Consider the following 22,691-nt stretch of genomic DNA (forward strand, 5'->3'; position numbering starts at 1 on the left):
ATCATGTCCCGCCAGCTTTCCTTCGATCTCTCGACCATCACGCCGGAAGAGGGCGCGCCTGCGCCGGACCGGCTGATCTCAGGCGATCCGCGCTTCACCACCTGGAATATCGAGGAGGCCGAAGGCGGGCTTTACGCAGGAGTTTGGCAATCGACGCCCGGCAAGTGGCGCATGTCTTACGACGAATGGGAATATTTCCACATCCTCGAAGGCTATTCGATCGTCACCGAGGATGGCGGCGAACCGGTTCACCTTAGGGCAGGCGATCGACTGATCCTCAGACCCGGCTTCAAGGGAAGCTGGGAAGTGGTTGAAACGACTCGCAAGGACTATGTGATCAGGCTGTAGGCCTCTGATCATAATATGGCCAACACGCCGTTGGCTTTCGCTGCCTCTGCCAGCGCCCTGTCGAAGGTGGCGAGGTGCCCGTCCAGCCGCAGCGCGAGCTCGAGATAGGCGGCGTCATAGATGGTGAGGTTGTGGCGCTCCGCCAGATAACGGATGGCCATGAGCGGGACAGATTGATCGATCGCGATCGGAAGCTTGTCCATGCGGCTCAATGCATCGGCCAACTGCAGCGACGACAGTCGACCGCGGCGATGGGCCATGACGCAAATATTGGTCACCTCATAAAGCCAAAGAAGCGGCGCAAAGCCGCCGACGCTGTTCAGCCTTTCCAGCCAGGCTTCAGCTTCCGGCGAGTTTTCGTCGGGCAAGAGCCATGACGCGGTGACGGAAGCGTCGATGACAAGCTGCATCAGCCCTTCTGGCCCTCGCGACGATATTGTGCGAGTTCTTCCGCCGTGAACTTCGGCATTGATGCACGCAATTCCGCCAGATCACGCTTCAGCGCTTCGATATCTACCTTCTTCGGCACGGGTGGTGTGGCTTTCAGCTCAATCGCTGTCTGCCCGCCGTCCGTAAGCACCACGGTCTCGCCTTCGCGCACGAGCGCGATCAGCTCATCGAAATGTTCCTTGGCTTCCGCAATCGTAACATGGCGCATGGTCGGGCTCCGCTGTCCAGAAGCCCAGATTACATGCATTTGGCCTCACAGGCAAAAGGGCTAGGGTGTGGCCTCACCACCGCAGATCAAGCCGCTCCAGACCGTGGAAGTGATAGACGTCCTTCACAACAGGCGGCGCGGCAATCTTCAGCCCCGGCAGCCGCTTGAAGAGCAGTGGCAGCACGATGTTGAGCTCCAGCCTGGCGAGCGGCGCGCCAATGCAGAAATGGATGCCGGCACCGAAGGAGAGGTTGGCACCCTCGTTGCGCTCCGGCTTGAAGGTCAGCGGATCGGTAAACTTGTTCGGGTCGAGATTGGCGGCGGCGAGGATCAGGCTCACCTTGTCGCCGCGTTTGAAGGTGACGCCATCCACTTCGACGTCTTCGAGTGCCCAGCGCTGGAAGATATGCACCGGCGCGCAGATGCGCAGCGTCTCCTCCACCGTGCGTTCGGTGGTGGCCGCATCGGCAAACATCGCCGCCGGATCGAGCCCGCTTTCCAGAATGATGCGCACCGAATTGCCGATTTGGTGGACGGTCGCCTCATGGCCGGCATTCAAGAGAACGATAGTGGTTGAGACGAGCTCGTCCTCGGTCAGGAACTGGCCCTTGTGCTCCGTGTGGATCATGTGGCTCAAGAGATCGTCGCGCGGGTTGGCGCGGCGCTCGGCAATCACCGTCTTCACGTAATCGGCAAACTCTTTTGCCGAGCGGTCGGCGGCGTCCTCGTCGGCGCGGGAACGCTTGAACATGTACATGCCGACATAGTCATGGCTCCATTTCAGAAGCTGCGGCCCCATCTCCTCGGGAATGCCGATCATGCGGGCGATCATCGTCACGGGAATGATGTCGGCGAAGGAAGAGAGTAGTTCCGTCTGCCCGTCCTTCTCGAATCGGTCGATCAGCCGGTTGGCCAGTTCCTCGATCTCGCCGCTCATCTTCTCGACATGACGCGAGACAAAGGCGCGGTTGACCAGCGTTCGCAATCTTGTGTGTTCCGGCGGCTCGATCTCCAGCAGCGAGTGGCGCTCGGCGAGATCGAAATGTGCCGTATGCGCTGCAGGTTCGGCCAAGCCCAGCTCCTCACGGCTGGCAATGTGCAGGATCTGCCGACCAAAGCGGCGGTCGCGCAACAGCGCGTTCACGTGGTCGTAACCGGTAAAGAACCACTGCCGCTGTTCCTCCCAGAAGAAGGTCGGGCAATGCTGGTGAAGAGCCGCGTAGACCCGGTTCGGGTCGCTGTAGAAGGCGGGATTACGGCCATCCAGCGAGACGCGGCGGGCGGTGGGATCGATATGGAGGAAATCGGGCATGGAGGTCATGCCCGATTGCGTAGATCATCTTGCGATAAAGGAAAAGAGGCTCTGTTGACACTCGCCTGGATTGTATTCATGCTCTTGTTGCAAGAGTGTTTATCCCGGAGCGAACATTGAAGTATCCGACATCACGCGAATACAAGATGATGTTGAAGGCAGATGCCTTTGTTGGCAACGAGGCCGAAAGTGAGGCCGCTGTCGGCAGGTTCTGGCAAGCGCTTGCAAATCTCCCCTTCGATAAGGGCATCGCGTTCGGCAAGGCACCCCGGCTTGATGCGAAGCGGGATGTGTTATTCCTGGATACGCCCGAAAAGGCGCTCTTCCTCAAGCATGATCTGGTTTTCCGCTTGCGGCGCAAACGGCAAGCGGACGGTGCATGGGATGCAACGCTGAAGTTCCGGCTCGGCGACCAATTGCTGGCTGGTGCACAAACCTTTCGGCCCAGAAAAGCCTATGCGCCTGAGGGGAGGAACGTGAAGTTCGAGGAGGACGTCAAAGCCGTGATCACCACGGGGCGTGCGGCATTCTGGGCTCTCTTCAGCCGCTCCGCCAATACCGATGTGCCTGATAGGGACAGTCTTAGGAAGGTGTCCGACCTCAAGACGCTGTATGGCCGCCTGCCTGAGGCGATCGATGATCTTCAAGACCATGCACTGTCTGACGTGAATGATCTTGAGATTGTCGAGCACGTCTATGACAGTGGTAAGCTGACACTTTCCGGCCAGAAGGTCGAGGCGGCTGTCATCCTTTGGTGGAGCAAGCATCAAGTGACTGCTCCAATCGCTGCGGAATTCAGCTATCGTTTCGATCTGGATGACGGTGAAGCGCCCCTGGAGACAGTCGAAAGCGCGTGGGCGCTTTTGAAAAAGCTGCCGAATGTAGAGGACGTCGATGCCGGCGGCCCGACGAAAACGGCCATCGTCTACGGCGCCGGGCAAGATTAAAACCAACCAGATCCGATTTTCTCGCGCTGCCCGGATCGGCGGCCTTGATCCGGGCAGGGATCGGGAGCCTCATTCGCCGGTGGCGATGCCTTCACGGCGTGGATCGGCGCTGCCTGCCAAGCCGTTGGGGCCGATCTCGATGGCCTGCAGGCCGGAATTCATTTCCACGGGCCGCACTTCGTAGCCCAGCCCCTTCAAGCCGTCCGTCAGCTTTTCCGCCTCAGTGCCCGCTTCCACCTCATAAATGCCAAAGCGGTTGATCAGATGCGGTTGTGCGACGATCTGCTCTACCGGCATGCCCCAGTCGACATAGGCGATCAGCGCCTGCGCCACATAGCCAATGATCTGGCTGCCACCCGGCGAACCAACAGCCAGCACAGGCTTGCCGTCCTTCATGACGATGGTCGGCGCCATGGAAGAGCGGGGGCGCTTGCCCGGCTCGACGCGATTGGCAACAGCCAAAGGTCCGTCATGCGTCTTAAAGGAGAAGTCGGTCAGCTCGTTATTGAGCAGGAAGCCGTTGGTCATCAGGCGCGAGCCGAAGCCGTTCTCGATGGTGGTGGTCATGGAGGCGACATTGCCATCCGCATCCACGATAACGATATGGCTGGTGGAGGGAAGTTCTATGGCTGCATCCCGGCCAAACAGCAGGGCGTGATCCCAGGTCGGCTCGCCGGCCCGTATCGCATCCTGCGACAGCGCCTTCTGGCCATCCAGCATGTGCGACCGCTGGCTCAAATAATCTTTCTTCAGCAGGCCCTTGATGGGGCCGGGCTGGAAATCGGTATCCGCCACATAACGCTCCCGATCAGCAAAGGCGAGGCGCTGCGCATCGCCGATGATGCGCCAGCTTTCCGGGTTCTGCGGACCGAGCGCTTTCAGGTCGAAGTTTTCGGCGAGGCCCAGGATCTGGCTGACGGCAATCGCGCCGGAGGAGGGCGGTCCCATGCCGCAGACATCGAGTGCACGGTAGTTGAAGCATACCGGCTCACGTTCGCGAACCTTGTAATTCGCAAGATCCGTCAGCGACAGCACGCCGGGATTGCCTGCGGCTTCTCGAACGGTCTTCACGATCGCCTCGGCAATCGGCCCCTTGTAGAAGGCATCGGCACCGCCGAGCGCAATCGCCTTCAGTGTGGCCGCATAATCCGGGTTCTTGAGAACGGTTCCTGCCTTCAGAGGCGCGCCTGACGCATCGAAGAAATAGGTGCGCGGGCCATCGTATTTCTTGAGCCGGTCACCTTCCGCCGCCACGAGACTGGCGAGACGCGGTGAGACCTGGAAGCCATCGGATGCAAGCGTCTGTGCCCGTTGAAACAGCGTGCCCCACGCCAGCTTTCCGTAACGGCGATGGATGGTCTCCATGAGCTTGACAGTGCCCGGCGTGCCGACGGAGCGGCCGCCGACGACGGCATCCATGAACTTCAGCGGCTGGCCCTGTGCGTCAAGGAAAAGCTTTGGGGTCGCTTCCATCGGGGCCGTCTCGCGGCCATCGAAAGTCGTGAGCTTCCCCGCGGCCGCATCATAATAGACCAGGAAGGAGCCGCCCCCGAGACCGGAACTTTGAGGCTCGACGAGACCGAGAACCGTCTGCACGGCAATCAGGGCGTCGATGGCGTTGCCGCCCTTGGCAATGACGTCCCGCCCGGCTTCTGCGGCCAGCGGATTGGCAGCCGCCACCATGTAACGCTTGGTCTCGACCCGCTTTGCAGCCGTAAAGCCGGTTGCCCGTTCAGGAGCGACCGTATCGGATGCCTGCTGGGCGAACGCGTACGGCCCGGACACCAGCAGGGCGAGCGAAATGGATGTTAGAATGGCGGTCTTCATGATGGTCTCCGGGCAGCGGCGCATGCTTCAATCATGACGCACTGATCAGCCAATATCGAGCAGAGGCTCTTGTACAACTGCTTTACGGGAAAATGGCACGAAATGAATAGCATCAGGGTTGGAAATTCAGATGCCGCGCCCGAATTCATGGTAACGAGAGGCGGCTTCCTGTGCCGCGGCGGTCGGTGGCAAGGAAAATGCGTCAGGCAGACCGGGAGCGTTTGCGACTGGGGTCTCGCATAGCGTTGCCTGTAGCGCAACTCTGTTGCGACCGGCGGCCTTGGCGGCATAAAGCGCCTTGTCGGCAGTCATCAACATCGCCTCCAGTTCCGCCTTTGCTGCTGGCATGATGGCAAGCCCGGCGCTTACAGTTGCCTGAACCTTGATATGCTCAGCCCCGGTTGTTATCTCCAAGTGCATCAACGACATTCGTATCGCTTCCGCAACGCCGCTTGCCTCAGACTGGCTTGAGACGCTGAGGATGCAGGCGAATTCTTCGCCACCCATGCGACCGAAGACACCCATTTTACCGATGTGGTCGGTAGCAAGCCGAGAAAAGCTGACCAGCACCTCGTCGCCGGTCGAGTGACCATGGACGTCATTGATCCGCTTGAAGTGGTCGAGGTCGAAGACGACGATTGCCACCAGCGGCCGTGCCGGAGTGGACTTTGCACGAATCTCGGTGAATTGTTCGAACAACCCTCGGCGATTAAGAACGCCCGTCAACGGGTCCACCAAGGCCAATTGACGAAGCGTTTCCTCTGTGCGCGACATCAGAAGCCTTGCGCCCAGCATGATGCCGCACACCAGGCAGAAGATGTTGCCAACCGTGAATGCCACCACATTCGGCAGTTGCTTAAAGTTGCCGGGCCGAAGACCGATCGTCTCGATCGCCATTCGCAGGGCGATGCAACACTGGATCACGGCCACGATTGAAAATAGGATTCGAGTCAGACGCTGCGTATGCTGGCCTTCGATGAGAAGGAATGCCAGCAATCCATATCCCACACCCGCAGCGATTTGGAAAACAACGATGCGCGCCCAGAACTCCTGGCGGACATCGGGAAAGAGCATGCAGACGATCCAGATCAGGGCAGGCGCCGCAAGCCACGGCCGCAGCCGCTTGTGGTCGTAGATCATCAGGCCTGCGCACCAGAAACCGGCGCCCGCCAGCTGTAAAATATTGCCCGCATGGATAGACACAAAATCCGGAATGATGCCGCGCAACCCGATCATGGCGACGCCAATGCCGTGGCAGGCGAAGCCCGCGCCCCATGTGCCAATTTCCTTCAGGTTGCGGTTATGCAGCCATGTCGCCAGTAAAAGCACAGCCAGAGTTGTGGCCTCTGTCGACCACAACATCAAAGCGGTTGCAATATCCAAGAAAGAACTCCGGCTTACTTCATGATTCACTGAGAAATAACCAGATACAGTTTAAAGCTAAGTTGCTGGCGGACACTAAAATTGAGTGTCTACGGTACGCCGTGGAAAACCACCGGCGGTTAAGGATATCGAGGGCTCAGTCTTGAAGTGCGGGCCTTCCACACTCTATGTAGGGATTTGACCACATTCTGCCGATTCATGGCGCTGACGCGCCGTCAGGTGCGATGACACAAAGGAACACCATGAGAAATCCCGTTGATACCGCTATGGCCCTGGTCCCGATGGTCGTGGAACAGACCAATCGCGGCGAGCGCTCCTATGACATCTACTCGCGCCTTCTGAAGGAGCGTATCATCTTTTTGACCGGTCCGGTCGAGGACCATATGGCGTCTCTCGTCTGCGCCCAGCTGCTGTTCCTGGAAGCGGAAAACCCGAAGAAGGAAATCGCGCTCTACATCAATTCGCCGGGTGGTGTCGTCACCGCCGGCATGGCGATCTATGACACGATGCAGTTCATCAAGCCGGCTGTTTCGACGCTCTGCATCGGCCAGGCAGCCTCCATGGGATCGCTGCTTCTTGCCGCAGGTGAGAAGGGCATGCGCTTTGCGACCCCGAATGCACGCATCATGGTTCACCAGCCCTCCGGCGGCTTCCAGGGGCAGGCATCGGATATCGAGCGCCATGCTCGCGACATATTGAAGATGAAGAAGCGTCTGAATGAAGTCTACGTGAAGCATACGGGTCGGACGTACGAAGAAGTTGAAAAGACTCTCGATCGTGACCACTTCATGGACGCCGATGAGGCGCAGAACTGGGGCGTGATCGACAAGATCCTGACCTCGCGCCAGGAACTTGAAGGCGGTTCCGGGGATTAATACCGGACGCCCGCGCTGGGATATCACCCTGTTGTGACCGAAAACAGGGGGTTCCCACCGACGCGGAAAAGACTAATAGTAGCATTAAGGCTGTGTTGAAGTTTTATGACATAGCATTCGGTCTGGAAGGGGTTTCGTTGCCACCGGTCCAGGAACCAAAAGTTCCCCTCCGGTAGAGTACCCCGGCAGCGTGGCGGGCGGAGCCTTGGCTGGGCTTGACCGCAAAAGAAGTATCCGCGCCCGTTATTTTGGGCTGGCGGTGTGCTGGAAGGGAAGTGAAATGAGCAAAGTCAGCGGCAGCAACGGCAGCGACTCCAAGAATACGTTGTATTGTTCGTTCTGCGGCAAAAGCCAGCACGAAGTCCGCAAGCTGATTGCAGGACCGACCGTGTTCATCTGCGATGAATGCGTCGAACTGTGCATGGATATCATCCGCGAAGAGAACAAGACCTCGATGGTCAAGTCCCGGGACGGCGTACCGACCCCGCAGGACATCATCAAGGTTCTCGACGAATACGTGATCGGCCAGAAGCAGGCCAAGAAGATCCTGTCCGTCGCGGTTCACAACCACTACAAGCGTCTGGCGCATGCCTCCAAGAACGGCGATGTCGAGCTGGCGAAGTCCAACATCATGCTGGTCGGCCCGACCGGCTGCGGCAAGACCTATCTTGCCCAGACGCTCGCCCGCATCATTGATGTGCCCTTCACCATGGCGGATGCGACCACGCTGACCGAAGCCGGCTATGTCGGTGAGGACGTGGAAAACATCATCCTGAAGCTTCTGCAGGCTGCCGACTACAACGTCGAGCGCGCGCAGCGCGGCATCGTCTACATCGATGAAGTGGACAAGATCAGCCGCAAGTCCGACAACCCGTCCATTACGCGTGACGTGTCGGGCGAAGGCGTGCAGCAGGCGCTTCTGAAGATCATGGAAGGCACTGTTGCCTCCGTTCCGCCGCAGGGTGGCCGCAAGCATCCGCAGCAGGAATTCCTGCAGGTGGATACGACCAACATCCTGTTCATCTGCGGTGGCGCGTTTGCCGGCCTCGACAAGATCATCTCCGCCCGTGGCGAGAAGACCTCGATCGGCTTCGGTGCCATGGTCAAGGCGCCCGATGATCGTCGCGTCGGTGAAGTGCTGCGTGAACTGGAGCCGGAAGATCTGGTGAAGTTCGGCCTCATTCCGGAATTCATCGGTCGTCTGCCGGTTTTGGCGACGCTGGAAGACCTGGATGAGGATGCCCTGATCCAGATCCTGTCCGAGCCGAAGAACGCTCTGGTGAAGCAGTACCAGCGCCTGTTCGAAATGGAAGACGTGGAACTGACCTTCCACGAAGACGCGCTCCGCGAAATCGCCAAGAAGGCGATTGTTCGCAAGACCGGTGCGCGTGGTCTCCGCTCGATCATGGAAAAGATCCTGCTCGACACCATGTTCGAACTTCCTGCCCTGGAAGGCGTTCGCGAAGTCGTGATCTCGGAAGAGGTCGTTCGCGGCACCGCCCGTCCGCTCTACATCTATGCGGATCGACAGGAAGAAAAGGCCAACGTTTCGGCCTGATCGAATCAATAACGTGGAAGGGGCGTTGTCGCCCCTTCCACATAAAACCGGCTTCTGCATGCGTCGTTGGCGCCAGTATCTTGCGGGAGCGAACTGCATCGGCTTGCAAAGCCGTGCAGAGCCTCCGGTCGCCGCAGGCCAATGAGGCCGGCGCATAGAGGCCGATCGACGGATCATCAGTCACGCGTAAGCATCCTGTTTTAGCCTTAAGCATTGTCGCGGGCTGCCACCCCGGCGTGTCGGAGGCTTGAAAACATCATTTCGAACCTCCACCTTGGGGAGGAAAGAAGTGTCCAGGTCTCCCACTGGACCGGGTTCCCGGCAACGGGACGAGTGAAAGGAAATACAATGACGAATACAGCGTCTGCGGCACAAGGCGGCGATACCTATCCGGTTCTGCCCTTGCGCGACATTGTGGTCTTCCCGCACATGATCGTACCTCTGTTCGTCGGACGTGAGAAATCCATCCGCGCGCTGGAAGAGGTCATGGGCTCCGACAAGCAGATCATGCTGGTCACCCAGATCAACGCGAGCGACGACGATCCGGCACCGTCTGCCATCCACAAGGTGGGCACGGTTGCCAATGTTCTTCAGCTTCTGAAGCTGCCTGACGGTACTGTGAAGGTACTGGTCGAGGGTCGTGCCCGCGCCAAGATCTCCGATTATACCAGCCGTGAGGATTTCTACGAAGCGACGGCCGAGGTTCTGGCTGAACCGGAGGACGAGACTGTCGAGGTCGAAGCCCTTGCCCGTTCCGTGGTTTCCGAATTCGAAAACTACGTAAAGCTCAACAAGAAGATTTCGCCGGAAGTGGTTGGCGCCGCAAGTCAGATCGAGGATTACTCGAAGCTGGCCGATACGGTTGCCTCGCACCTGTCCATCAAGATCACCGAAAAGCAGGAAATGCTGGAAACGGTGAGCGTGAAGCTGCGTCTGGAAAAGGCGCTTGGCTTCATGGAAGGTGAGATCTCCGTTCTGCAGGTCGAAAAGCGTATCCGTTCGCGCGTCAAGCGCCAGATGGAGAAGACCCAGCGCGAATACTATCTGAACGAACAGATGAAGGCGATCCAGAAGGAACTCGGCGACGGCGAGGATGGCCGTGACGAGATGGCCGAACTGGAAGAGCGCATCTCCAAGACCAAGCTGACCAAGGAAGCCCGCGAAAAGGCTGAGGCGGAGCTGAAGAAGCTGCGCCAGATGAGCCCGATGTCGGCGGAAGCAACCGTCGTGCGCAACTATCTCGACTGGCTCTTGACCATTCCGTGGGGCAAGAAGTCCAAGATCAAGACCGATCTGAACAATGCCGAGAAGATTCTCGAGCAGGATCATTTCGGTCTGGATAAGGTCAAGGAGCGCATCGTCGAGTATTTGGCAGTTCAGGCGCGTGCGACCAAGATCAAGGGCCCGATCCTGTGCCTCGTCGGCCCTCCGGGCGTCGGCAAGACCTCTCTCGCCCAGTCGATCGCCAAGGCGACCGGCCGTGAGTATGTCCGCATGGCCTTGGGTGGCGTCCGTGACGAAGCGGAAATCCGCGGTCATCGCCGCACCTATATCGGCTCGATGCCCGGCAAGGTCATCCAGTCGATGAAGAAGGCGAAGAAGTCCAACCCGCTCTTCCTGCTCGATGAGATCGACAAGATGGGCCAGGACTTCCGTGGCGATCCGTCGTCCGCACTTCTCGAAGTGCTGGATCCGGCTCAGAACTCGACCTTCATGGACCATTACCTGGAAGTCGAATACGATCTGTCCGACGTGATGTTCATCACCACGGCGAACACGCTGAACATCCCGGCTCCGCTGATGGACCGTATGGAGATCATCCGGATCGCCGGCTATACCGAGGATGAGAAGCGCGAGATTGCCAAGCGGCACCTGCTGCCGAAGGCGATCAAGGAACATGCGTTGCAGCCGCAGGAATTCTCGGTCAGCGACGATGCCCTGATGGCCATCATCCAGCAGTACACCCGTGAAGCGGGCGTGCGTAGCTTCGAACGCGAATTGATGAAGCTCGCCCGCAAGGCGGTCACCGAGATCATCAAGGGCAAGACCAAGTCGGTCGAAGTCACTGCCGCCAATATTCACGATTATCTGGGCGTTCCGCGCTTCCGCCACGGCGAAGCCGAGCGCGAGGATCAGGTGGGTGTTGTCACGGGTCTGGCCTGGACGGAAGTCGGTGGTGAACTGCTGACGATCGAAGGTGTCATGATGCCCGGCAAGGGCCGCATGACGGTTACGGGCAACCTGAAGGACGTGATGAAGGAATCGATCTCGGCCGCGGCATCTTATGTCCGCTCGCGCGCTGTCGATTTCGGCATCAAGCCGCCGCTGTTCGACAAGTCGGATATCCACGTGCACGTGCCGGAAGGTGCAACGCCGAAGGACGGTCCGTCTGCCGGTATCGCCATGGCAACGGCCATCGTCTCGATCATGACGGGCATTCCGGTTTCCAAGGATGTCGCCATGACCGGTGAAGTGACGCTGCGCGGCCGGGTGCTGCCGATCGGCGGTCTGAAGGAAAAGCTTCTGGCTGCGCTGCGCGGTGGCATCAAGAAGGTTCTGATCCCGGAAGAGAACGCCAAGGATCTGGCTGACATTCCGGACAACGTGAAGAACAATATGGAGATCATCCCCGTCTCGCGCATGGGCGAGGTGCTTCAGCACGCGCTCACCCGCATGCCGGAGCCGATCGAATGGGATGGTACCGTGGAAACGCCGCTCGTGACCAGCGTCGACGGTGTCGAGGAAACGGGTGCATCCGTGGCACATTAAGGCGCAAGCCTGTGTGAATATGGCAAGCTCAACGAAAAAAAGGCCGGTTTTCACCGGCCTTTTTTGTGAAAACAATCCGAGACCCCTTGTTTTTCAGGCCATCCCGGAGCTTTTGGGTTGCCAAGGAGTCACCCTGATGTGGGTGGCGCCGAGAGATCCATCTATGTGAAACCATTGAAAGGGGTGGAAACATGAACAAGACCGAATTGGTGTCCGCTGTCGCCGAGAAGGCTGGTCTTTCCAAGGCTGACGCGGCATCTGCCGTTGATGCAGTGTTCGAAGCTGTCCAGGAAGAGCTCAAGAAGGGCGGCGACATTCGTCTCGCTGGCTTCGGCAGCTTCTCCGTGTCGCGTCGTGAGGCCTCCAAGGGCCGTAACCCGTCGACGGGCGCTGAAGTGGACATCCCGGCTCGCAACGTGCCGAAGTTCTCGGCCGGCAAGGGCCTCAAGGACGCCGTCAACAGCTAAGCGGTCTCATGCCATTCTCCCCGGATCCTTTTCCGGGCATGGCACCTGCACAGATGAAAGGCTCGACTTTACGGTCGGGCCTTTTTTCATGGCTTGCCGCCGGTGATGGTCTGCGCTACCCATCACTTGCCGGAGCAATCCGGCAACGTTCTCAGGGCGAGGTGTAATTCCTTACCGGCGGTGGGAGGCGTTTGGCGAAGATGAATTCTCTAGCCAATGCCTCAAGCCCGCGAGCGCCTGCTGCGGTTTACCCGCATCGGGGTCAGCAGATCCGGTCGAACTCCGGAGCCGACGGTGAAAGTCCGGATGGAAGAGAACGGGGAGGGGACATGGCGCAGCCATGGCCCTCGGCTCTTACGTGCTGTGGTTTTGTCTGTGGCACGGATCGCTTCCCCGCCGTCCTTGTGCGTAATGATCACAGAAGGACTGCCATGACCCAATCGAGATCCGTCTTGCCTACCCGCTCTCGCGCCGTTGCTGGCGCGGCCTACATGGTGGCGGCAGGCGTGGCGTTTGCCGCGCTCAATGTCATCACGCAATGGCTGGCCATGAACCTGCATGTATCGGCATCCTCCACGGCCTTCTGGCAGTATGGTTTCGCGCTCGTGTTGTCGCTGCCGCTGTTGGCGAAGCTTGGGCTCCGAGCCATGAAGACGCGCTATTGGCTCAGGCATGTGGTGCGGGTGCTTCTGGCAGCGCTTGGTGTGCAGACCTGGTTGCTGGGGCTTGCGACGGTTCCGATCTGGCAGGCGATCGCGCTTGTGATGACCTCACCCTTCTTCGTCATCATCGGCGCGCGGCTGTTTTTAGGCGAAGCGGTCGGCCTGCACCGCTGGCTGGCGGCGAGTGCCGGTTTCATCGGCGCCATGATCATCCTGCAGCCTTGGTCTGAAAGCTTTGCCTGGGCAGCGCTCCTGCCGGTTCTTTCAGCACTTCTCTGGGGCGGCTCGTCGCTGATCATGAAGAACCTCACCCATCACGAGCCGCCGGAAGCGGTCACCGTCTGGCTGCTGGTTCTGCTGACCCCTGTCAATGCTGTGTTGGCGGCGGGTAGCGGCTTCGAACTGCCGCAGGGACAAGCGCTCGTTCTGCTGCTCGCTGCGGGTTTTCTCACCGCGCTTGGACAATATCTTCTGACGCTCGCTTACAATGCGGCGGATGCGGCCTATGTGCAGCCCTTCGATGACCTTAAACTGCCGCTCAACGTTCTGGCCGGCTGGGCCGTGTTCGGTTACGCACCCTCCGGCTATCTGTGGATCGGCGCGCTGCTGATTCTCGCCGCCTCGCTTTCGCTGATGTTGCGCGAAGCACGGCGCTGAAAGCGGCATTCGAGGTTGCTTCCCGCCGGGGGATGGGCTTCTATCCCGCGGCAATGACATGAGGTGAAATGCGATGCATTATTTGATTACCGGAACAGCTGGCTTCATCGGGTTTCACCTGGCCCGCCGCCTGCTGCAGGACGGGCATCGCGTCACCGGCTTTGATGGCATGACGCCCTATTACAATCTGAAGCTCAAGGAAGCGCGTCACGCAGCGCTGGCACAGTTTCACTCCTTCCGTCCAGTGATTGGCATGCTTGAGGATAGGGCGGTGCTGGAAAGCACCTGCGATGCTGGCAAGCCGGATGTCATCATTCATCTCGCGGCCCAGGCCGGTGTTCGCTACAGCCTGGAAAATCCCAAAGCCTATCTCGAATCGAACCTGACCGGCTCCTGGAATGTTCTGGAACTGGCCCGCCTGACGGGGGTGCAGCATCTGATGCTGGCATCCACATCCTCCGTCTACGGCGCCAACGACAAGATTCCCTTCAGCGAGAGCGACAAGACGGATGAGCCGCTGAGTTTCTATGCGGCAACGAAGAAGGGCATGGAACTGATGGCGCATACTTATGCGCATCTCCACAAGCTACCCATCACCGCGTTTCGATTCTTCACCGTCTATGGCCCCTGGGGACGGCCGGATATGGCGCTCTTCAAGTTCGTGAAAGCGATCCTCGAGGATCGCGAAATCGAGGTTTATGGCCAAGGGAAGATGAGTCGCGACTTCACCTATATCGATGACCTCGTGACAGGCATCATCAACCTCTCCCGAGTCATGCCTTCGGAATCGAATCGCGTCGAAACCTCAGAAGCCAACGACACACTGTCCCGGCAGGGACCGTTCAGAGTCGTCAATATCGGCGGCGGCCAGCCGGTCAGCGTGCTGGATTTCATCGAATCGATCGAGCGAGTGATGGGAAAGCCTGCCAGGCGCCAGATGCTGCCCATGCAGCAGGGTGACGTACCGCGCACCTATGCAAGTCCGGACCTGCTTGTGGCACTTACAGGCGAAAAGCCGCAGATCATGCTGGATGAAGGCGTGAAGGCTTTTGTGGAGTGGTATGTCGAGCACCGGCAGGAACTGGAGCTGTAGACGCCACACTCCCGTGATCAAAACAGCAGGTGCTCGCGTTGGGTGAAAATGCGCGGCCATCTGCCCGGAATCGGCCACAGATCCGCGGCCCGGTTGTGTGGGGTCGCACACATTTTACTTAATCTTTCGTCTCGCTCTTAACGCGATTATTGCAGGCAGTATGACCTCTCCGGATGCTGCAATTCATAGACACATAACGAGTGTATGCAAGATTTTCCGCATATAACGGGCTGAGTAGATATTTATATCTCGAAATTCCAAGCGTTGTTCCAATTAAATAGAAAAATAATCTAATTTTTCTGCTAAGTGTTGCATATTCATAAAATGCAAAACGTCTAATTTATGCATGGCGAATGCTCATTGTTCGTCGGTATGCATTCGTTAAAGTGCCTATCCCATTTTTCAGAGCGTAAACCCAAAGAGCGTGGGAGGCAGATGTGAATTTTGTCCAGAATATCAAAATCATTAGCAAGATATCAGCCGTCATAATCAGCTTGATCATTGTCAGTTCAATCGTTGCTTTTGTAAGCTACACCTCCAGTTCGACGCAGACCATGAACGCTGATTGGACCGACCACACCTATCAGGTACTGGACAAGGTGAACGGCATGATGGCAGGCATGGTGGATCAAGAAACCGGCATGCGTGGCTATCTGGTAGCGGCTGATCCAAAATTCCTGGAACCGCAGATCGCGGGCGCGAAAGCGTTTCAGGAGAATTGGGCCGCCGCTAAAAAGCTGACCTCCGACAATCCGGCCCAGCAGGCCCGCCTTGATGATGTCGCAAGACTGGCGGACGCCTGGACTGCCAAGGTCGTCAAGGTCGAAATGGAATTCATGAAGGACCCGGCCACCTATGAAAAGGCCCGCCAGGTCGAAATCTCCGGTGCCGGCAAGGCCTCAATGGATGGCATCCGCGCCAAGGTAAAGGAGCTGGCTGACGCAGAGACTTCACTGCTCAGCACGCGCAAGGCCGCACTGGTCGCCGCCGGCGACATGGCGAAGATGACGGCCGTGTTTGGCGGCGCCGCCATGCTGATGATCTCTGCTCTGGGGCTGCTTGTTCTCAACAGCAGCCTTGTCAAGCCATTGCGTGCCTTGAACGAGTGCATGCTCAGCCTCGTCAAGGGCCAGAACAGCGTGCAGGTGCCCGGCCGCGGCCGCAAGGACGAACTTGGTGATATGTCCGGAGCCGTCGAAACCTTCCGACAGGCGGCCATTGCCAAGATAGAAACCGATCGCGCTGCCGCGGAAACCCGCAGCATGACCGAGGCAGAGCGCGCCCGCGTGGCGGAAGCCGATGCCAAGCGCGCCGCCGAAATGGCAGAAGCCACATCCGGTCTCGCAGAAGGCTTGAAGCAACTCGCCGGCGGCAATCTCGGTTTCGAACTGTCGCGCCCCTTTTCGTCTGATTTCGAAGGCCTGCGCAACGACTTCAACCTTGCCGTTGCGCAGTTGCGCGAAACGCTGACTGCTGTTGCCGAGGCGACCCAGATTATCGATGGCGGCTCACGTGAGCTTTCCTCCAGCGCCAGAGACCTTTCCAGGCGGACAGAACAGCAGGCAGCGTCGCTGGAAGAGACAGCCGCAGCGCTGGACGAAATCACCACCAATGTCTCGAACGCTTCCAAGCGCACGGAAGAAGCCCGTTCGATGGCACTCGATGCCAACAAATCGGCGCGGCAGTCCGGTGAAGTGGTGGCGAATGCCGTCAACGCCATGCAGCGCATCGAGACATCCTCCAGCCAGATCTCCAACATCATCGGCGTGATCGACGAAATCGCCTTCCAGACCAACCTTCTCGCCCTGAACGCCGGCGTCGAAGCCGCACGCGCCGGTGAAGCGGGGAAGGGCTTCGCTGTCGTGGCCCAGGAAGTCCGTGAACTCGCCCAGCGTTCTGCCCAGGCGGCGAAGGAGATCAAGGATCTCATTCGCGCATCTGCCGGTGAAGTCGATAGCGGTGTGAAGCTGGTGACCGCGACCGGCCAGGCGCTGAAGGTGATCGAGGACCACGTCGTTGCCATCAACGGTCAACTCGATGCGATCGCCACCTCGGCTCGCGAGCAGTCGGTCGGCCTCTCCGAGGTCAACACCGCCGTCAACCAGATGGACCAGACCACCCAACAGAATGCTGCCATGGTGGAACAGGCCACCGCCGCCAGTGCATCTCTGGCAGGGGAGGCCGAAAAACTGCGGCAGTTGGTAGGACGTTTTCAGCTTGGCGGAGGTCGCGTCCATACCGGACTTGGCAGAGCTGCCGTTCTACACGCAACATATGCTTCCCGCTCTGCCGCGTGAGTACAGAGCGTCCCGCGGGCCGTGAGGAGCGGCGCGGCTAAGAAAAGCGGGCAAGAATTCTGATCCCCTGCCTCTCCGGGACCAGATGAGGAGGGTCGCCAAGCGAAAGCGGGCGGCCTTCTTTCGCGTCGCTGCAAAAACGCAAATATAAGAAAGGGAAATAAAAAGGGGAGATGGTGGGCGATGAGAGACTCGAACTCCCGACATCCTCGGTGTAAACGAGGCGCTCTACCAACTGAGCTAATCGCCCGTCCGCTGTGCGGTTCGTGTCCGCCGCGTCGGTGGCCGTGATCTATGCGGATCGCGGGAATGACGCAAGAGGGTTTGTGAAGTTTTTTTGATTTTTTTCGCGCTTCACATCGGGCGATGGCCGCAAAGCCTTGCGACGCAGGGATTTTCGGGTTCCAACTTTTTTCACCTCTCCACAGGCAGCGCGAGGGTGTGGATATCGCTCCCGGCCAAATTCAGTTTCGTCACGGTTTTGTCTTAGATGCTGCTTGACACTCTCAAACGAACCCCTTAGAGAGCCGCTCATCCGATTGGCACAGCCGGTCGGGCGGGGGACTTTCTCCTCCTTCTGAAGGAATGCGGGTGTAGCTCAGTCGGTTAGAGTGCCGGCCTGTCACGCCGGAGGTCGCGGGTTCGAGCCCCGTCACTCGCGCCACTTCGAAGGATGTTTAGTTCGCCAGGCAGGAAGCTGCCAACAATGCGCGGGTGTAGCTCAGTCGGTTAGAGTGCCGGCCTGTCACGCCGGAGGTCGCGGGTTCGAGCCCCGTCACTCGCGCCATTTACTTCACTGAGACCCTGTTCATTCTCTGCAGCTGTCGCTCAGGCGGGCTGAACACGGGCCTTGGGAATGCTGTTGTCGATGTTCCGGCTTCTTCCTCGCAAAATCCTTCTTTGGAAAGCTTTCGGGAGCTTCCTTCTTTCGGTGACGCGTTTAGCTTTACCGTTGTGCCATCACCGTGCGGTAGGCTGCACCGGTCTGAGGCATGGAAGTTGTTCATCCGCGACCCCCACTCCGTTGGAGAACATCTCGTCATTGGCCGTGGTTGGCTCCCTGTCTCGGTTCTTGCCCAAGGACCAGGGCGGAAAATGCTGCGGAGCATCCATAATTTTAGATAAAACTAAAATAAAAAGCCCGCAGGCTATTGCGATCCGTTTTGCGTGCCATTACGTAAGCTTGGCATGATTGGCTAACATGTGTTGGGCCTGCGCACTTTCATTTCAGTCACCGTAGAAAATGGCGATGAAGTATCGGCTTTGTCCGACCGTATCGCCGCGGCGCGGAATGCAATTTGAACACTTCTGTGTCATCGAATCCTGATATGTAAAGGAAGTGCGGCAGGTGAGGCGAATTTGTGTCACTTTGGGACGGGAACAGCCGTTCAAAAGTCTTGCGCCGAACCCAAGGCTGCGCTAGTCACGGCTTGTTGCAATGCACGTTCGCTTGCCGCGTAGACGTTTCAGGTGCCGCCCCGGCGCTGTCGGCAAGTAGGGATCGAATACCATGACTGAACTTCTCAGTTCCTATGTCCCGATCGCGATTTTTATCGGCATCTGTCTCGTGATCGGCCTGGCGCTTTTGATTGCGCCATTCGCAGTGGCATATAAGGCGCCCGATTCGGAAAAGCTCTCGGCTTACGAATGCGGCTTCAACGCCTTTGACGATGCACGCATGAAGTTCGACATTCGCTTCTACTTGGTGTCGATCCTCTTCATCATTTTCGACCTCGAAGTCGCCTTCCTGTTCCCGTGGGCTGTGTCCTTCGGTGCCATCGGCTGGTTCGGCTTCTGGTCCATGATGGCCTTCCTCTTCGTGTTGACCATCGGTTTCATCTATGAATGGAAGAAAGGAGCGCTGGAATGGGAGTAGCTGATAACAGCACGACCCTCGTCGCGCCGCAGCCGAAGGGGATCATCGATCCGCGTACCGGCAAGCCTGTTGGCAGTGATGATGCGTTCTTCGGCGAGATCAACAATGAACTCGCCGACAAGGGTTTTCTGGTCACCTCGACCGATGAACTGATCAACTGGGCTCGTACGGGCTCGCTGATGTGGATGACCTTCGGTCTTGCCTGCTGCGCGGTCGAGATGATGCAGGTTTCCATGCCTCGCTACGACGTTGAGCGCTTCGGTTTTGCGCCGCGCGCCAGCCCGCGCCAGTCGGACGTGATGATCGTTGCCGGCACGCTGACGAACAAGATGGCGCCCGCTCTGCGCAAGGTCTATGACCAGATGCCGGAGCCGCGCTACGTGATCTCGATGGGCTCCTGCGCCAATGGCGGCGGCTACTACCACTACTCCTACTCGGTGGTTCGCGGCTGCGATCGTGTGGTGCCGGTCGATATCTATGTTCCCGGCTGTCCCCCCACGGCAGAGGCGCTGCTTTATGGTGTGCTCCTGCTGCAGAAGAAGATCCGCCGCACCGGCACGATCGAGCGCTAAGGGCGAGGACCTGATATGACTGAAGCCCTGAACGAGTTTCTAGCCTACGTCGAAGCAGCCAAGCCCGGCTTGATTGCTTCGTCCAAGGTTGAGTTCGATGAGCTGACCCTGTCGGTCGAGGCCGACAATGTGATTGCGCTCCTGACCTTCCTGCGTGACGATCCCAAGAGCGGTTTCGTCAACCTCATCGATGTCTGCGGTCTGGACTGGCCGAAGCGCGAGCGTCGTTTTGACGTGGTCTATCACCTGCTGTCGCCGCGCAAGAATATGCGTGTGCGCGTCAAGGTGGCGACCGCCGAAGATGTGGCGATCCCGTCTGCCTGTTCCGTCTATCCGGGTGCTGACTGGTTCGAGCGTGAAGCCTGGGATATGTATGGTATCCTGTTTACCGGCCATCCTGACCTGCGTCGTATCCTGACCGATTACGGTTTTGAAGGCCATCCGCTGCGCAAGGATTTCCCGACGACCGGCTTCGTTGAAGTTCGTTACGACGACTCGGCAAAGCGGGTTGTTTACGAACCGGTGCAGCTGCGCCAGGAGTTCCGCAATTTCGATTTCTTGAGCCCATGGGAAGGCACGGATTACGTGCTGCCCGGGGATGAGAAGGCAAAGGCATAATCAACTTTTGGCGAATAGCGAGTAGCGAATAGCGAATAGCTGGCGCCAAGGGATAAGGAAAGGACGGACGATTAACTCTTACAAGGACCTTAAGGTATGGCAGCATTCCATTGAGCTTGCGGTTCAATGTTATCGTTTTACCGAAGGGTTTCCAAAGAGTGAGGCTTACGGTCTGACCGCCCAGATACGCAGAGCGGCTGCTTCGATTGCGGCCAATATTGCGGAAGGTCACGGGCGGGAAAATACCGGCAGTTTCATTCAGTTCCTGCGGATTGCGCAGGGCTCCTTGAAAGAGTTGGAAACGCATTTGATCATTGCGGAACGAGTTGAACTTCTCGCTACGCAACCGTTTCAAAGCCTGTCGAAACAGTGCGACGAGATCGGGCGAATGATCAGGGCGTTAATCAGAAGTCTGCAGGAGAAGACATGAGCGGGTCCGGGTATCTATTCGCTATTCGCTATTCGCTAATCACCAGCGCGGAGCGCGGCCATGACTGAACATAACGTCCGCAATTTCAACATCAATTTCGGACCGCAGCACCCGGCGGCGCACGGCGTGTTGCGCCTCGTACTCGAGCTTGACGGCGAAATCGTGGAGCGCGTCGATCCGCATATCGGCCTGCTGCATCGCGGTACCGAAAAGCTGATCGAGACCAAGACCTATCTCCAGGCGCTGCCTTACTTCGATCGTCTCGATTATGTCGCGCCGATGAACCAGGAGCATGCCTACTGTCTCGCAGTGGAAAAGCTGCTCGGCCTGCAGGTCCCGATCCGCGGCCAGCTGATCCGCGTGCTCTATTCGGAAATCGGCCGTATCCTGTCGCATCTTCTGAACGTGACGACGCAGGCCATGGACGTCGGTGCTCTGACGCCGCCGCTCTGGGGCTTCGAAGAACGTGAAAAGCTGATGGTGTTCTATGAGCGTGCCTCCGGCTCGCGCATGCACGCTGCCTATTTCCGTCCGGGTGGTGTTCACCAGGACCTGCCGCCGGAACTGGTCGAAGATATCGGCAAGTGGTGCGATGCCTTCCCGAAGGCGCTTGACGACATCGACGACCTGATCACGCCGAACCGTATCTTCAAGCAGCGTAACGTCGACATCGGCGTCGTGAAGCTGGAAGATGCCTGGGCCTGGGGCTTCTCGGGCGTGATGGTTCGCGGTTCGGGCGCTGCTTGGGACCTGCGCAAGGCGCAGCCCTACGAGTGCTATGCGGATCTCGACTTCGACATCGCCATCGGCAAGAACGGCGACTGCTACGACCGCTACCTGATCCGCATGATTGAAATGCGCGAATCGGTGAAGATCATGAAGCAGTGCGTGAACCGCCTGCTGGGTGATGCCAAGACCGGTCCGGCTTCGGCGTTGGACGGCAAGGTCGTTCCGCCGAAGCGTGGCGAGATGAAGCGTTCCATGGAGGCGCTGATCCACCACTTCAAGCTCTACACGGAAGGCTATCACGTGCCGGAAGGCGAAGTGTATGCCGCCGTCGAAGCACCGAAGGGTGAGTTCGGCGTGTATCTCGTGGCAGATGGCACCAACAAGCCGTATCGCTGCAAGATCCGCGCTCCGGGTTATGCGCACCTGCAGGCCATGGACTTCCTGTGCCGTGGGCACCAGCTCGCCGACGTGTCGGCGGTTCTCGGTTCCCTCGATATCGTGTTTGGTGAGGTGGACCGCTAATGATGCGTTGGCTGGCGCCTGCTCTTCTTTGTCTTTCTGTTGCATCGTCGGCGCTTGCGCAAGACAGCAACACCGGGCCGAGTTCAGCGCAGGGTTACAGCACAACCATGGCGGATCTCCTTTCCAAGGGGTATGAAATCAAGGCCGCGGTGCCCAATGGATCGACGAAATTGATCGTCTTTCTGCAGAAGGAAACCTCGGCATACGCCTGTGAATTCGTGCATGCCACGAAAACGCGGTGCGGATCTGTCAATTGATAAGGCGTGAGAAAGAATGTCCGTTCGTCGACTAGCCGAAGATCAGTTCCAGCCGGCAGCCTTTGCCTTCTCTGCGGAAAACGCAGCCTGGGCAGAGGCGACGATCCGCAAGTATCCTGAAGGCCGGCAGCAATCGGCGGTCATCCCGCTGTTGATGCGTGCACAGGAACAGGATGGCTGGGTTACCCGCGCCGCGATCGAATTCGTCGCGCAGAAGCTTGCCATGCCCTATATCCGGGTGCTGGAAGTAGCGACCTTCTATACCCAGTTCCAGCTGAAGCCGATCGGGACGAAGGCACATATCCAGGTATGCGGCACAACGCCCTGCATGCTCAGAGGTTCCGAGGCCCTGATGGATGTTTGCAAGCGCAAGATCCATCACGATCCCTTCCACCTCAACGCATCGGGCACGCTGTCCTGGGAAGAGGTTGAATGTCAGGGCGCCTGCGTCAACGCACCGATGGTGATGATCTTCAAGGATGCCTATGAAGACCTGACGCCAGAGCGTCTGGAAGAAATCATCGACGCGTTCGAGGCAGGCAAGGGCGCCGACGTCAAGACCGGCCCGCAGATCGACCGTCATACCTCGGCGCCTGCCGGTGGCCCGGTCACGCTTCTGGAAGAGACAAAGCCCGTCCGGACGAACCTTGAGCCGCAGCCGGTTGCTCCGGCTGCCGAGGTGCCGCCGGCCGATGCCGCACGCCCGAAGGATACCGCAGCGGAAACCAATCCCGCTCTGAAGACGCCGGTGACGGCGCCGGCTGCTGCGGCGGAAAACGCCAAGGCTGCGGAAGGCGCACCGAAGACGAGCGCCGAGCCTGAGAAGAAGTAACC

20 protein-coding genes, 3 tRNA genes, 1 pseudogene and 1 riboswitch are annotated in these 22,691 nt (G+C 58.6%); of the genes and pseudogenes, 18 read left to right on the top strand and 6 right to left on the bottom strand.

The window, feature by feature from the left end:
- The first annotated feature begins 3 nt into the window (after positions 1-3).
- On the top strand, positions 4-348 hold the full coding sequence (locus tag Q2T52_RS06815) for a cupin domain-containing protein (protein WP_302075893.1): 345 nt from the start codon (positions 4-6) through the stop codon (positions 346-348).
- 8 nt (positions 349-356) lie between these two features.
- Here Q2T52_RS06815 and Q2T52_RS06820 read toward each other — a convergent pair whose 3' ends face one another.
- The 3 genes from Q2T52_RS06820 to Q2T52_RS06830 all read right to left on the bottom strand — a co-directional run bounded on the left by Q2T52_RS06820 (position 357) and on the right by Q2T52_RS06830 (position 2,327).
- Entirely contained in the window at positions 357-758 is a 402-nt protein-coding gene (locus Q2T52_RS06820) for a type II toxin-antitoxin system VapC family toxin (RefSeq protein WP_302075894.1), read from the bottom strand.
- The gene (locus Q2T52_RS06825; RefSeq protein WP_302075895.1) at positions 758-1,006 is read right to left on the bottom strand and encodes a type II toxin-antitoxin system Phd/YefM family antitoxin; all 249 of its coding nucleotides are present in this window, start codon (positions 1,004-1,006) and stop codon (positions 758-760) included. Before Q2T52_RS06825 ends, Q2T52_RS06820 begins: the two co-directional genes overlap by 1 nt.
- A 73-nt stretch (positions 1,007-1,079) precedes the next feature.
- Positions 1,080-2,327 (bottom strand): cytochrome P450, encoded by a 1,248-nt coding sequence (locus tag Q2T52_RS06830; protein ID WP_302075896.1) that lies wholly within the window; start codon positions 2,325-2,327, stop codon positions 1,080-1,082.
- Between the two features lie 107 nt (positions 2,328-2,434).
- On the opposite strand from Q2T52_RS06830, the gene Q2T52_RS06835 reads away from it, so the two are divergent.
- Positions 2,435-3,265: a hypothetical protein gene (locus Q2T52_RS06835; RefSeq protein ID WP_302075897.1), complete on the top strand. Its 831-nt coding sequence runs from the start codon at positions 2,435-2,437 to the stop codon at positions 3,263-3,265.
- A 69-nt stretch (positions 3,266-3,334) separates the two neighbouring features.
- On the opposite strand, the gene ggt is transcribed toward Q2T52_RS06835, so the two are convergent.
- Both ggt and Q2T52_RS06845 read right to left on the bottom strand, forming a co-directional pair.
- Positions 3,335-5,092 carry a gamma-glutamyltransferase gene (gene ggt / locus Q2T52_RS06840; protein WP_302075898.1) on the bottom strand — a complete coding sequence of 586 codons (1,758 nt, stop codon included), beginning with the start codon at positions 5,090-5,092 and terminating at the stop codon, positions 3,335-3,337.
- A 126-nt stretch (positions 5,093-5,218) separates the two neighbouring features.
- Positions 5,219-6,475, bottom strand: coding sequence for a GGDEF domain-containing protein (locus Q2T52_RS06845; RefSeq protein WP_302075899.1), 1,257 nt, complete (start codon positions 6,473-6,475; stop codon positions 5,219-5,221).
- Positions 6,476-6,717: 242 nt separating this feature from the next.
- Between Q2T52_RS06845 and clpP the strand changes: the two genes are divergently transcribed.
- From clpP to Q2T52_RS06880, 7 genes are all read left to right on the top strand, one after another.
- Positions 6,718-7,350, top strand: a complete 633-nt coding sequence (clpP, locus tag Q2T52_RS06850) for an ATP-dependent Clp endopeptidase proteolytic subunit ClpP (protein ID WP_302075900.1) — start codon at positions 6,718-6,720, stop codon at positions 7,348-7,350.
- A gap of 280 nt (positions 7,351-7,630) precedes the next feature.
- Positions 7,631-8,908: an ATP-dependent Clp protease ATP-binding subunit ClpX gene (clpX, locus tag Q2T52_RS06855; RefSeq protein ID WP_302075901.1), complete on the top strand. Its 1,278-nt coding sequence runs from the start codon at positions 7,631-7,633 to the stop codon at positions 8,906-8,908.
- 348 nt (positions 8,909-9,256) lie between these two features.
- Complete coding sequence (lon, locus tag Q2T52_RS06860; RefSeq protein ID WP_302075902.1) at positions 9,257-11,677, top strand: endopeptidase La; 2,421 nt, start codon at positions 9,257-9,259, stop codon at positions 11,675-11,677.
- A gap of 191 nt (positions 11,678-11,868) precedes the next feature.
- Positions 11,869-12,144, top strand: coding sequence for a DNA-binding protein HupB (gene hupB / locus Q2T52_RS06865; RefSeq protein ID WP_302075903.1), 276 nt, complete (start codon positions 11,869-11,871; stop codon positions 12,142-12,144).
- 143 nt (positions 12,145-12,287) lie between these two features.
- A riboswitch (FMN riboswitch) is annotated at positions 12,288-12,466 on the top strand.
- 109 nt (positions 12,467-12,575) lie between these two features.
- Positions 12,576-13,463, top strand: coding sequence for a DMT family transporter (locus tag Q2T52_RS06870; RefSeq protein ID WP_302075904.1), 888 nt, complete (start codon positions 12,576-12,578; stop codon positions 13,461-13,463).
- Between the two features lie 73 nt (positions 13,464-13,536).
- Entirely contained in the window at positions 13,537-14,556 is a 1,020-nt protein-coding gene (locus tag Q2T52_RS06875) for an NAD-dependent epimerase/dehydratase family protein (RefSeq protein ID WP_302075905.1), read from the top strand.
- Between the two features lie 554 nt (positions 14,557-15,110).
- The gene (locus tag Q2T52_RS06880) at positions 15,111-16,853 is read left to right on the top strand and encodes a methyl-accepting chemotaxis protein (protein ID WP_302075906.1); all 1,743 of its coding nucleotides are present in this window, start codon (positions 15,111-15,113) and stop codon (positions 16,851-16,853) included.
- Positions 16,854-17,027: 174 nt separating this feature from the next.
- On the opposite strand, the gene Q2T52_RS06885 is transcribed toward Q2T52_RS06880, so the two are convergent.
- Positions 17,028-17,103 (bottom strand) — tRNA-Val (locus tag Q2T52_RS06885).
- Between the two features lie 337 nt (positions 17,104-17,440).
- On the opposite strand from Q2T52_RS06885, the gene Q2T52_RS06890 reads away from it, so the two are divergent.
- The 9 genes and pseudogenes from Q2T52_RS06890 to nuoE form a co-directional block, all read left to right on the top strand.
- Positions 17,441-17,517, top strand: a tRNA-Asp gene (locus Q2T52_RS06890).
- 46 nt (positions 17,518-17,563) lie between these two features.
- A tRNA-Asp gene (locus Q2T52_RS06895) sits at positions 17,564-17,640 on the top strand.
- 723 nt (positions 17,641-18,363) lie between these two features.
- Positions 18,364-18,729, top strand: coding sequence for an NADH-quinone oxidoreductase subunit A (locus Q2T52_RS06900; RefSeq protein WP_302075907.1), 366 nt, complete (start codon positions 18,364-18,366; stop codon positions 18,727-18,729).
- The gene (locus Q2T52_RS06905; RefSeq protein ID WP_302075908.1) at positions 18,720-19,301 is read left to right on the top strand and encodes a NuoB/complex I 20 kDa subunit family protein; all 582 of its coding nucleotides are present in this window, start codon (positions 18,720-18,722) and stop codon (positions 19,299-19,301) included. The genes Q2T52_RS06900 and Q2T52_RS06905 overlap by 10 nt, the downstream gene beginning before the upstream one ends.
- 15 nt (positions 19,302-19,316) lie before the next feature.
- Complete coding sequence (locus tag Q2T52_RS06910; RefSeq protein ID WP_302075909.1) at positions 19,317-19,919, top strand: NADH-quinone oxidoreductase subunit C; 603 nt, start codon at positions 19,317-19,319, stop codon at positions 19,917-19,919.
- A 109-nt stretch (positions 19,920-20,028) separates the two neighbouring features.
- On the top strand, positions 20,029-20,349 hold the full coding sequence (locus Q2T52_RS06915) for a four helix bundle protein (RefSeq protein ID WP_436799504.1): 321 nt from the start codon (positions 20,029-20,031) through the stop codon (positions 20,347-20,349).
- A 60-nt stretch (positions 20,350-20,409) separates the two neighbouring features.
- Positions 20,410-21,600 carry an NADH-quinone oxidoreductase subunit D gene (locus Q2T52_RS06920; protein ID WP_302075910.1) on the top strand — a complete coding sequence of 397 codons (1,191 nt, stop codon included), beginning with the start codon at positions 20,410-20,412 and terminating at the stop codon, positions 21,598-21,600.
- A gap of 2 nt (positions 21,601-21,602) precedes the next feature.
- Entirely contained in the window at positions 21,603-21,857 is a 255-nt protein-coding gene (locus Q2T52_RS06925; RefSeq protein ID WP_302075911.1) for a hypothetical protein, read from the top strand.
- A 16-nt stretch (positions 21,858-21,873) separates the two neighbouring features.
- Positions 21,874-22,677 (top strand): annotated as a pseudogene (nuoE, locus tag Q2T52_RS06930) (NADH-quinone oxidoreductase subunit NuoE); the annotation flags it as partial.
- Positions 22,678-22,691: the final 14 nt, after the last annotated feature.

The sequence above is a fragment of the Rhizobium oryzicola genome (assembly GCF_030504645.1).
GTDB lineage: Bacteria > Pseudomonadota > Alphaproteobacteria > Rhizobiales > Rhizobiaceae > Neorhizobium > Neorhizobium oryzicola.